Below are 11,471 nucleotides of genomic sequence, written 5' to 3'. Positions count from 1 at the left end.
ACACCTTGGTCTGATCGAATCAGAACAGAGCTCCAAGTCTTTGATTTCTCGCGTTTCCGAGCCGACAGAGTGTTTCTGTTTCTCTTGGAGACGCTCTAACACAATTGTGTGCATGAATGGCGTACATGTATTTCATGAAGGGATCGTTTGAACCTCTCTTGCGCCGCGGCGTTGTCTTCGCCTCATGGCAAAGGAAGCAGGATAATGAGAGTTCTCGAACACGAAGATGATATCCGCCAATGGGTCGAAGCCAGAGGAGGGTATCCGGTTCTGATGGAGACGCGGGAGCCAGGCGGCGAAACCCGTGCTATCGTTCAGCTCACCTTCGACCAGCATGCGCTCAATGCCGGTGGCAATGAGGGGCCAGATCGCGCCACGGGGGGCTTAGAACTCGCCGACTGGCAAAACTGGATGACGGCGTTCAAGGATCAGGGCCTCGTGGTGGTGGTTGGCGAAGATCTTTCGAGCGGTCGCCAGATCGACTACCGGATCATGTCCCGCGAGCAGGCCGGGGCGCTTCAGAGCATATCCTGTGCCGATTCAATCAGATGAGGATATGCTCTAGGGACGCGTCGGTGGTCAGCGGGTACCCTGCGTTTCGATCCGATCCATATCCTCATCGGAAAAGCCGAAATGGTGACCGATCTCGTGGATGAGCACATGGGTCACGATCTCGCCGAGGGTGTCGGTATGTTCGGCCCAGTAGTCGAGGATGGGGCGCCGGTAGAGCCAGACCCGGTTGGGCATCTGGCCGGTCATGGGTACGGCACCGTCATCTGTCATCCCGATGCCTTCGAACAGGCCAAGAAGCCCGAAGGGATCGTCGATCCCGAGATCGCGCAGCGGCTCGTCCTCGGGAAATTCCGCTACCAGGCAGATGACGTCCGCGGCCAGCGAGCGGAACGGTTCGGGCAACTCCTGGAGGGCGCGAGCGGCAAGGCCCTCGAACGCGTCGAGAGAGGGGGCCATCATGGGCCCCCAGTCCAATGGGTCGTCAGGCCGATCCGATTGGCTCACTGCCAGTTGCGGATATCGACGAAATGGCCAGCAATGGCAGCCGCTGCCGCCATGATGGGCGAGACCAGGTGGGTGCGGCCCTTGAAGCCTTGGCGGCCCTCGAAATTGCGGTTCGAGGTCGATGCGCAGCGCTCGCCGGGGGCGAGCTTGTCGGGATTCATGGCCAGGCACATCGAGCAGCCCGGCTCACGCCATTCAAAGCCCGCCTCGATGAAGATCTTGTCCAGACCTTCGGCCTCGGCCTGCGCCTTGACCAAGCCCGAACCAGGCACGACCATGGCGTTGACGCCTTCGTGGACGGTGCGGCCCTGGACGATCTTTGCGGCAGCGCGCAAATCCTCGATCCGGCCATTGGTGCACGAGCCCAGGAACACGCGATCGAGCTTGATGTCGGTAATCCTGGTGCCCGGGGTAAGGCCCATATATTCGAGGGCGCGCTTTTTGGAGGCGCGACGGTTGGCGTCGGCGATATCCTCGGGATCGGGGACCACGCCATTGACCGATATGACATCCTCGGGCGAGGAGCCCCAGGAGACGATCGGGGGCAGATTGGCGGCCTCGAGCACGACTTCCTTGTCGAAATGGGCGCCCTCGTCGGTGTAGAGGGTCTTCCAGTAGTCGAGGGCCATGTCATAGGCGGCGCCCTTGGGCGCGCGCGGCCGGCCCTTCACATATTCGAATGTCTTTTCGTCGGGGGCGATCAGGCCGGCGCGGGCACCGCCCTCGATGGTCATGTTGCAGACCGTCATGCGGCCTTCCATCGACAGTTCGCGAATGGCCTGGCCGGCAAATTCGATCACATGGCCGGTGCCACCGGCGGTGCCGATCTCGCCGATGATGGCGAGGATGATATCCTTTGCGGTGACCCCGTCCGGCAGCGAGCCGTTGACGGTGACGCGCATGTTCTTGGCCTTGGACTGGATCAGCGTCTGGGTGGCCAGAACGTGTTCGACTTCGGAGGTTCCGATGCCATGTGCCAGGGCGCCGAAGGCGCCATGGGTCGAGGTGTGGCTGTCACCGCACACGATCGTCATGCCCGGCAGGGTGAAGCCCTGCTCGGGGCCCACGATGTGCACGATGCCCTGACGCATGTCGTAGGCGTCATAATACTCGATCCCGAAATCGCGCGTGTTCTCGGCCAGGGCCGCGATCTGCACCACACTCTCGGGATCGGGATTGGGCAGGGACCGATCGGTGGTCGGCACGTTGTGGTCGACCACCGCGAGCGTGCGCTCGGGTGCCCGGACCTTGCGGCCGGCAAGACGCAGTCCCTCGAAAGCCTGGGGGCTCGTCACTTCGTGAACCAGGTGGCGGTCGATATAAATGAGCGACGTGCCGTCCTCATTGTTCGATACCAGATGGTCGTCCCAGATCTTGTCGTAAAGCGTCTTGTTGCTCATGGCCGCTTGGTCCAGTCGTCGGATGATCAGATTATGGCCGCCCGTTCTACGCCCGGGCCGGGGAAACGGTCAAGGTCTGCCCCGGCTCACAGTAGCGTGCACGGGGCTAGCCGGTTTTCACGCGCTCCATGGACTCAAGGATCACCTTGCGGGCTTCCTCGAGATTGCCGATGCGCTCGAGCTTGGCCCATTTGCCCGGCTCGAGATCTTTGTAATGGGTGAAGAAGTGCTTGACCCGCTCGATCTGGATTTCGGGCAGGTCCGTCACGTCCTGGATCGCGTCGTACATGCGGGTGAGCTTTGAGACCGGCACCGCGAGGATCTTTTCGTCCTGGCCACCATCGTCTTCCATGAACAAAACGCCCACCGGTCGCGAGCGCACCACCGCACCGGGAACGAGCGGGCGCGAGTTGAGCACGATCACGTCGAGCGGATCGCCGTCCCCGCACAGGGTGTGGGGCACAAAGCCATAATTTCCCGGGTAGCGCATGGGCGTGTAAAGGAAGCGGTCGACATAGAGCGCCCCGGAATCCTTGTCGATCTCGTATTTGATCGGCTCGCCGCCCAGCGGCACTTCGATGATGACGTTGAGGTCATCGGGCGGATTCTTGCCGACCGGAATGGCATCGATATTCATGGGCTCTCGTCAATCCTTGGGGTTGGGAGGAGAAGGATCGGCGCCGTTGTGCCCACCGGCGGGGCCGATTGCAAGCACAATTGGCCCCGGGGGCCCGCAGGGCCTGCCCGATGCCCCTCAGCTTGTGGCGAGATCGGTCAGAAGCCCGGCGGCCACCGAAAGCCGGGAGATCGAGAGATCGCCTTCAATGAGATCGGCCACGGTTCGCGCGACCCTAGCGATCGAGCCTTCACGGCTGGACCGCCATGCGGCCAGCCGATCAGTGATTGGTCCCTTGTCGGCGGCCAGGACGTCCCGGGTGAGATCGCGCAGGGCGCGCGTCAGATTGGCCATGGCCCGGTCGAGCGCCATGCGGTCGAAGCGGTCTACTGCGGTGATCGCGGCGCCCTGTTCGGTCAGCCGACCGAGACGGAAGGTCTCGATCAGCGAGAAGAAGGCCTTTGCCGTCTCCTCGACCGGGCAGCCGGCCTTGCCGGCCACCAGAACGATGTCCGAGGTGAGGGCGAGCACGGAAAGCCGGGCGATGCGTCTTGCGAGATCGGGGGGCGTGCCCCCGGCCTCGAATTTGCGTTCCTGGGCCGCGATGGCGCCGGAAAGAAAGGGTGAGGCGAGCGTTCCGATGGCCCCGCGCAGCACGCCGGCGCCGTCGCGATAGCGCGCGACGAGGTCCGAGAGACCCCCGCTGAAGGTCTCGTTGCGCAGGAACCAGAGCGCCTGGGTGACCTGCAGGCGCTCGATCTCACCATAAAGGGCGAGCTGGGTATCGCTGGCGATCCTGCCGTCGAGCGCGTCCACCTCGGCATTGAGGTCCTGGATGTCGAAGGTGTCGCGGGCCGCCGCATAGGCGAAGGCCAGGGCGCCGGGATCGGTGGAGGTCATGGCGTTGAGCCGGATCACGAAGGCGGGCCCGCCCCGGTTGATCATGGCATTGGAGAGCACGGTCGCGATCACTTCCCGGCGCAAGCGATGGCTCTCCACGCTTTCGGGGAAGCGCTCGCGCAGGGTCGCGGGGAAATAGCGGTAAAGCTCCCTGGAGAGATAGGGATCGTCGGGCACCTCGGAGTCGAGAAGCGCCGCATAGAGCGTGTTCTTGGCATAGGCGAGCAGAACCGCGAGCTCGGGCCGGGTCAGCGGCTTGCCGCTCGCGGTCCGCTCGGCGAGTGCCTCGGCGTCGGGCAGGAATTCGATGGTGCGATCGAGTTCGCCGTCCTGCTCGAGAGCGGCCATGAGGTCGGCGAGGTCGGGCGTGCCGGACGGTCCCCTGCGCTCGGTGAGCGAGAGCGCGAGCGTCTGGAGGTAGTTGTTGCGCAGGCACAGGGCCGCGACCTGCTCGGTCATTTCTACCAGAAGGGCGTCGCGGTCGGCCATGGGAAGCGCCCCGGTGCGTACGGGCTCGGCCAGGGCGATCTTGATATTGACCTCGAGGTCCGAGGAATTGACCCCGGCCGAGTTGTCGATGGCGTCGGTGTTGATCCGCCCACCGGCCAGCGCGTATTCGATCCGCCCGCGCTGGGTGAGGCCCAGATTGGCGCCTTCGCCCACGACGCGTGCGCCCAGCTCCAGCCCGGTGATGCGAATGGAATCATTGGTCCGGTCACCCGCATCGGCGTCGGATTCAATGCTGGCGCGCACATAGGTGCCGATGCCGCCGAACCAGAACAGGTCGACCCTGGCCTTGAGGATGGCGGTCATGATCTCGGTCGGGGTGGCGCTGGGTCCGGAGAGCCCGAGCAGTTCCTGGGCCTGGGCCGAGAGGGGGATGGACTTGGACTGGCGCGAGAAGACGCCGCCCCCTTCGGAAATCAGCGCCTTGTCGTAGTCAGCCCAGCTCGAGCGGCCCATTTCAAAGAGACGCCGGCGCTCGGCAAAGCTCCTGGCGGTGTCGGGATCGGGATCGATGAAGATGTCGCGGTGATCGAAGGCGGCGAGCAGCCTTATATGGGGCGAGAGCAGCATGGCGTTGCCGAAGACGTCGCCCGACATGTCCCCGATGCCCGCGACGGTGAAATCCTGGGTCTGGATATCAATGTCCATCTCACGGAAGTGACGCTTGACCGCTTCCCAGCCGCCACGGGCGGTGATGCCCATCTTCTTGTGGTCGTAGCCTGCCGATCCGCCCGAGGCGAAGGCATCGCCCAGCCAGTAATCGCGCGCGGTGGAAATGGCGTTGGCGGTGTCCGAAAAGCTAGCGGTGCCCTTGTCTGCGGCGACCACGAGATAGGGGTCATCGCCATCCCGGCGCAAGACGTTTTCGGGCGGGATCACCGTATCCTGGGCGAGGTTGTCGGTGACGTCGAGCAGCGCGGAGACAAAGAGCTTGTAGCAGGCGGTGCCCTCGGCATAGACGGCTTCACGGTCGGCGCCCGCCGGCATCTGGCGGGGCACGAAGCCTCCCTTGGCGCCCACGGGCACGATCACGGAGTTCTTGACCATCTGCGCCTTGACCAGTCCCAGCACCTCGGTGCGGAAATCCTCGGGCCGGTCCGACCAGCGCAGCCCGCCACGGGCAATCGCGCCGCCGCGCATGTGTACGCCTTCCACCCGGGGCGCATAAACGAAAATCTCCCGATAGGGCCGGGGCTCGGGCATGGCCTCGATCCGGGCGGGATCGAACTTGAGCGCAAGGGTGGGGGCGGGCCTGCCATCGGGATCGCGCTGATAGAAATTGGTGCGCACGAGCGCTTCGAGAAGGTCGAGCACGCGGCGCAGGATCTTGTCCTCGTCGATCGAGACGATGGTGTCGAGCCTTGTGGCGATTTCGTCCCGGAGCGCCTCGGCTTCCGCCTCGCGATCACCCTTGTGGTCGGGATCGTTGAGCGTTTCAAAGAGGCGCAGGAAGGCGTGCGCCAGGCTCGGATGGCTGGCCAGCGCCGTCCAGATATAGCGCTGGGAGTACGCGATGCCGAGCTGCTTGAGGTAGTGCCCGAGCGCGCGCAGCACCACCACGCGATGATGCGCGAGGCCCGCGGTCACAACCAGCCCGTTGTATCCGTCGCTCTCGATCTCGCCACGCGCTGCGGCAATGATCGCGGCCTCGATGGTGCCGGCGGAGGCTTCAAGGTCGATGTCGGCGGCAGGGACCAGGGTCATATTGTGGATGAACGCCTCGGCTGCCCCGGTGGGGTGAATGCGATAGGTGCGCTCGTCGATGACCTTGAAGCCGAAATGCTCGAGCATGGGCACTCGGTCCGAGAGCGGGATGGGGCGTTCGCGATGGTAGACATTGAGCGAGAGGGTGCCGGCGGTCTCCCGACCTGGAGCAAGGGTCACCGCCAGCGGGGACTGGTCGGTGAGCCCTTCGAGAACGGCGATGTCGGCCAGGGCGTCGTCATGGGTGTGGGCCAGCTGATAGTCGGCGGAAAAGGCCTGGGCATAGGGCGCGGCCAGAGCCGCATCGGGCGCCGCATCGAGCAGGCGGTCCCCGAAGGTCCGGCTGATCTCGGTCACCTCCGCCTCGAGCACCTCGCGCTCGGGCCGGGGCGTTTCCCCGCCATTGCGCCCGATGATGAAGTGGACCCGGGCCAGCTCACCTTCGGGAAAGCCCGGCGAGAAGGCCGAGACGCGCCCGTCATACCGGGCCGCCATATGCGCCCCGATCCGCGCCCGTACCGATGAATCGAAGCGGTCGCGCGGCAGGTAAACGAGGATGGAGACGAAATTGTCGAACCGGTCGATGCGGGGCAAAACGCGCACGCGCGGCCGGTCGGGCAGGGTGGATATCACCGAGGCGAATTCGAGAAGCTGCGCCTCCGTGATCTGAAACATCTCCTCGCGGGGGTAATTGTCGATGGCGTTCATCAGCGCCTTGCCCGCATGGCTGCGCGGATCAAGCCCCGACCGGCGCATGACCTCGGTTACCTTGCGCCGGATCACCGGGACTTCGGTGTGCGGGGTGGCGATGGACATGGAGGTAAAAAGGCCAAGAATGCGCAATTCGCCGGTGGTGCGCCCGTCCTCGTCAAAGAGTTTGACCCCCACATAGTCCATGTGGACGCGCCGATGGACCAAAGCCCGCCGATTGGCCTTGGTGATCAGCAGGGCATCGTCGGAGGCGATGAAATCGAGGTGCTGGGCCGTGGTGTGGACGAAATCGGGACCCTGGCGCAGATAGTGATAATCGGGGTCGGCGAGGATTCCCAGCCCCGATCCGTCCACGGGCTCGAGACGCCGGGTCTCTCCCTCCCCGGTCAGCCGGTATTCGCGCATGCCCAGGAAGGTGAAGTTGTGATCTGCGAGCCAGGCGAGAAAATGGATCGCTTCGGCGAGAAGCGGCTCGCGCATATGGGGCGGATGCTCGCGATAGGCGAGGACGACCCCACGCAGCCTTTCGAGCATGTCGCGCCAGTCCACCACCGCCTGGCGCACCTGTACCATGGTCTGGGCAAGCTCGGTCTCGATGTCTTCAAGCACGCTCTGGTCGGCCGGGGTTTCGATATGGACGTGCAGAATGCTTTCGTTGCGCGAATCCGGGGCGGGCCGTTCGAGAATGGTCCAGGGCGTGGTCGAGATGTCGACGGGCACCAGAGGGTGGACCATGAACCGGATCGAGGCGCCGGCGGCGCGGATCGCGGCGAGGGCGGAATCCACGATGAACGGCGTGTCGGCCGAATAGATATCGACCACCGTGGTGGCCTCGGGCCCGGACTGCGGGGCCCAGATCCGGATATCGGCCTGCCCGGCCTTGCGCTCCCCGATATGGTTCGCGGTCCGGGTCAGCAGGTCTTCGAGCTCGGGCCGGCTGTAGAGTTCAAGGTCTTCATTGTCGGCCGAATGGATGGCCCGGTTCAAAAAGACCGCCAGCCCCGGCTGTGCGGCTCCCAGCTCGGCGATCCGTTTTTCCCAGATCGCGGTGATGCGCTCGGTCTGCATGATTGGCCCTCTTGTTCCCGACCGGGCTTCTCCGGCGTTTCCGCCAGGACGCCGCAAGCCTCGTCCCCACACGCGATCAAGACTATGCCGATCGCGCGCTCATGTCCAATATGAAAACAAATTCAATGACATGATCGCGCAGCGATGAGCTCTGTATGTCAAAAAGCAAGGGGCCGGCATGACCGGCCCCTCTCAATGGCTGATAGAGAGTTCAACCCACCTGGTGGGCGAGTACGGCAAGAAGCAGCAGCGCCACGATATTGGTGATCTTGATCATGGGATTGACCGCAGGGCCAGCGGTGTCCTTGTAGGGATCGCCGACGGTGTCTCCGGTCACCGAAGCCTTGTGGGCCTCCGATCCCTTATGGTGGACAACGCCGGTGGAATCGGTGAACCCGTCCTCGAAGCTCTTTTTGGCGTTGTCCCAGGCGCCCCCGCCCGCGGTCATCGAGATGGCGACGAAAAGGCCGGTGATGATCACGCCCAGCAGCATGGCCCCGACGGCGGCAAAGGCCGCAGCCTTGCCGGCGATCACCATGATGACGACGAACACCGCGATGGGCGATAGCACCGGCAGCATGGAGGGGACGATCATTTCCTTGATCGCCGCCTTGGTCAGCATGTCCACCGCCCTGCCGTAGTCGGGCTTCTCGGTGCCTTCCATGATGCCGGGCTTTTCCTTGAACTGGCGCCGCACCTCGACCACCACGGCCTGGGCCGCCCGGCCTACGGCGGTCATCGACATCCCGCTAAAGAGGAACGGCAGAAGCCCCCCGAACAGCAGCCCGGCCACCACATAGGGGTTGGAGAGATCAAAGCTCACCGGCCCCATGTCGGCGAAAAAGACATAGGTCTCGGAGTTGGCGATGAAATAGGCCAGATCCTGGGTATAGGCCGCAAAAAGCACCAGCGCGCCAAGTCCCGCCGAACCGATGGCATAGCCCTTGGTCACGGCCTTGGTGGTGTTGCCCACGGCATCGAGCGCGTCGGTGTTGCGGCGGACTTCGTCGGGCAGGCCGGCCATCTCGGCGATGCCGCCGGCGTTGTCGGTCACCGGACCGAAGGCGTCGAGTGCGACAATCATGCCCGCAAGGGCCAGCATGGTGACGACCGCAACCCCGATGCCGAACAGACCGCCCAGCATATGGGTTACGATGATGCCCGCGATGATGACGAGGGCTGGCAGGGCGGTAGCCTCAAGCGAGATGGCCAGCCCCTGGATGACGTTGGTGCCATGGCCCGTTATCGAGGCTTCGGCGATCGAATTGACCGGCCGCCGGTCGGTGCCGGTATAGTATTCGGTGATCCAGATGATCAGCCCGGTGATCACGAGCCCGGCCACGCCGCAGAAATAAAGCGAAAGCGGTGTGAAGCTCGAGGTACCGACCACGATTTCCCGGTCCAGCCCGCCAAAGACGAGCCAGATGACCGGCAGGAGCACGATCAGCGAAAGCACGCCCGTCGCGATAACGCCCTTGTAGAGCGCCCCCATGATGTTCTGGGTAGGTCCGAGCTTGACGAAATAGGTGCCGGCGATCGAGGTGAGCACGCAGGCCCCGCCGATGGCGAGCGGCAGCACCATGCCTGCCACCTGCAGGTCTGCGGGCAGGATGATCGCGGCGAGCACCATGGTGGCCACGATGGTCACCACATAGGTCTCGAACAGATCGGCGGCCATGCCGGCGCAATCGCCGACATTGTCACCCACATTGTCGGCGATGGTCGCGGGGTTTCGCGGATCGTCCTCGGGGATGCCGGCCTCGACCTTGCCGACCATATCCCCGCCGACGTCGGCGCCCTTGGTGAAGATGCCCCCGCCCAGCCGGGCGAAAATCGAGATGAGCGAGGCCCCGAATCCCAGCGCGACCAGGGCATCGATGACCACCCGCGACGTGGGCGCATAACCCCCGGCGGTTGTGAGGTAGATGAAATAGAGCGTGACCCCCAGAAGGCCGAGTCCTGCGACCAGAAGTCCGGTGACCGCGCCCGACTTGAAGGCGAGGTCCAGCCCGCCTGCAAGAGAGGTGGCGGCGGCCTGGGCCACCCGCACATTGGCGCGTACAGACACGTGCATGCCGATAAAGCCCGCCGCGCCCGAGAGCACCGCGCCGACCAGGAACCCGATGGCGGCGTGAATGCCCAAAAGCAGCCAGGCAGCCACAAGGATCACGACGCCGACGATGGCGATCGTGGTGTACTGGCGTTTGAGATAGGCAGTGGCGCCCTCGCGGACCGCCGATGCAATCTCCTGCATGCGTGCGGTGCCCGGATCGGCGGCCATGACAGTGCGTGTGGTGACGATCCCATATACGATCGACAGAACGCCGCAGGCGGCAATCAGCCATAAGGCCAACGTCATAACGTAGTCCCCCTCACATTCCTTCAATGGTGCCGGCCCCTCTTCCGCCCGTCCCTGACCCTCCTCGATCAGGTTCCGGGCGGCCTCCTTGCGAGGCGCCGAAGAGTCAAAGGATAGGCAGATCGTCCGGCCTCACGCAAACGGAAACTCGGGACGCCTGAGCACCGGTCATCGGGCGGTCTCTTCGACCCCCGGGGCAAGGGACGGGGAAGCGCCGGCGGATCGCGAGGGTAGGTGCAGGACAGGTCCAAGACCAGCTTGACGGCCGAGCCGGGCACGCCCAGCGCATCAACCAGAAGGGCGCGGCGCAGACAGCCCGGTTGGCGCGGTTCTTTTCAGGAGGTGCCGGCGTGGCGGTCTTTTAGAGCGCTCGTATCGTCAGCGCGGGCTTCGAGCGGGCCCACGCGGGCGGATCGCGCATTGGCGCCGACTCGGACCGAAATGAGGAGCCCAGTCCGCGTCCGGCTGCATCAGCCCCGCGGCGTCATTCGCGGATACAGGGAGGGTCCCCGAAGGGGCCGGGTAAACGCCAGGGCGCAAGCCTCGACTACGCAAACCTGACCTGGGCCATGAGCGGGTAGAGGATGACCAGGCGAATGAAGTAGATCACCAGAAAGAGCACGATCGGGGAGATGTCCAGGCCCCCGAAACTGGGCAGAACGCGCCGGATGGGGCGCAGGAGCGGGTCGGTGATCTGATGGAGTGCGTTCGCGATCGTGGCCACGAACTGATTGGACATGTTGAGGATGTTGAAGGCCAGAAGCCAGCTCACGATGACCTGGGCGATGATCACCATGATGATCAGGTTCAGCACCAGATCGACAAACTGCAGAAGGCCAAAAAGCATCGAAGCTATCCCCGGAAAAACGTATCAGCGTTCGTTCTAGTCGCTTGGAGGCGGACCAGCAAGCCCGGTCCTCCGACCGAAAAAAAGGCCCGCCTCCGATACGCAGGATGAGCGGGCCTTGCAAAGGTCATCCGGTACGCAACACACAAAGATCCGGATACGCTCCACAGGCAGCAAGCCCCGTGCCAGTTGTCGGTGCAGCCGCCTTCCGAGCCATATCTTGTGGCCGGGGCGCTGGAAGGCCCAATATGGACGGCGCCTAGCCATAAAGGAGAGAGGCCTCGACTATCGCGGCGTCGCAACTTGCAAGACCCGGCTCTTGCAGAATGCAAGCCGTGTGCA

Annotated in this window: 7 protein-coding genes; 1 reads left to right on the top strand and 6 read right to left on the bottom strand. The window is 64.2% G+C overall.

From position 1 onward, the window contains the following. The first annotated feature begins 204 nt into the window (after positions 1-204). A complete protein-coding gene (locus tag EO136_RS06745) occupies positions 205-552 on the top strand; it encodes a hypothetical protein (protein WP_127143704.1) in 348 nt (115 codons plus the stop codon). Positions 553-579: 27 nt separating this feature from the next. Here the strand turns inward: EO136_RS06745 and EO136_RS06740 are convergent, their stop codons facing one another. From EO136_RS06740 to EO136_RS06715, 6 genes are all read right to left on the bottom strand, one after another. Further along, positions 580-972 (bottom strand): metallopeptidase family protein, encoded by a 393-nt coding sequence (locus EO136_RS06740; RefSeq protein WP_127143703.1) that lies wholly within the window; start codon positions 970-972, stop codon positions 580-582. 41 nt (positions 973-1,013) lie between these two features. Next, entirely contained in the window at positions 1,014-2,417 is a 1,404-nt protein-coding gene (gene leuC / locus EO136_RS06735) for a 3-isopropylmalate dehydratase large subunit (protein WP_127143702.1), read from the bottom strand. Positions 2,418-2,523: 106 nt separating this feature from the next. Further along, entirely contained in the window at positions 2,524-3,054 is a 531-nt protein-coding gene (gene ppa / locus EO136_RS06730) for an inorganic diphosphatase (RefSeq protein ID WP_127143701.1), read from the bottom strand. A 117-nt stretch (positions 3,055-3,171) separates the two neighbouring features. Next, a complete protein-coding gene (locus tag EO136_RS06725) occupies positions 3,172-7,923 on the bottom strand; it encodes an NAD-glutamate dehydrogenase (protein ID WP_127143700.1) in 4,752 nt (1,583 codons plus the stop codon). Between the two features lie 211 nt (positions 7,924-8,134). Beyond that, a complete protein-coding gene (locus EO136_RS06720) occupies positions 8,135-10,282 on the bottom strand; it encodes a sodium-translocating pyrophosphatase (RefSeq protein ID WP_127143699.1) in 2,148 nt (715 codons plus the stop codon). Between the two features lie 547 nt (positions 10,283-10,829). Beyond that, a complete protein-coding gene (locus EO136_RS06715) occupies positions 10,830-11,129 on the bottom strand; it encodes a YggT family protein (RefSeq protein WP_127143698.1) in 300 nt (99 codons plus the stop codon). Positions 11,130-11,471: the final 342 nt, after the last annotated feature.

Source organism: Pelagibacterium montanilacus, assembly GCF_003992665.1.
Classification (GTDB): Bacteria; Pseudomonadota; Alphaproteobacteria; order Rhizobiales; family Devosiaceae; genus Pelagibacterium; species Pelagibacterium montanilacus.
Note: the sequence above shows the minus strand (reverse complement) of the source record. Positions and strands in the feature narration are given on the sequence as shown.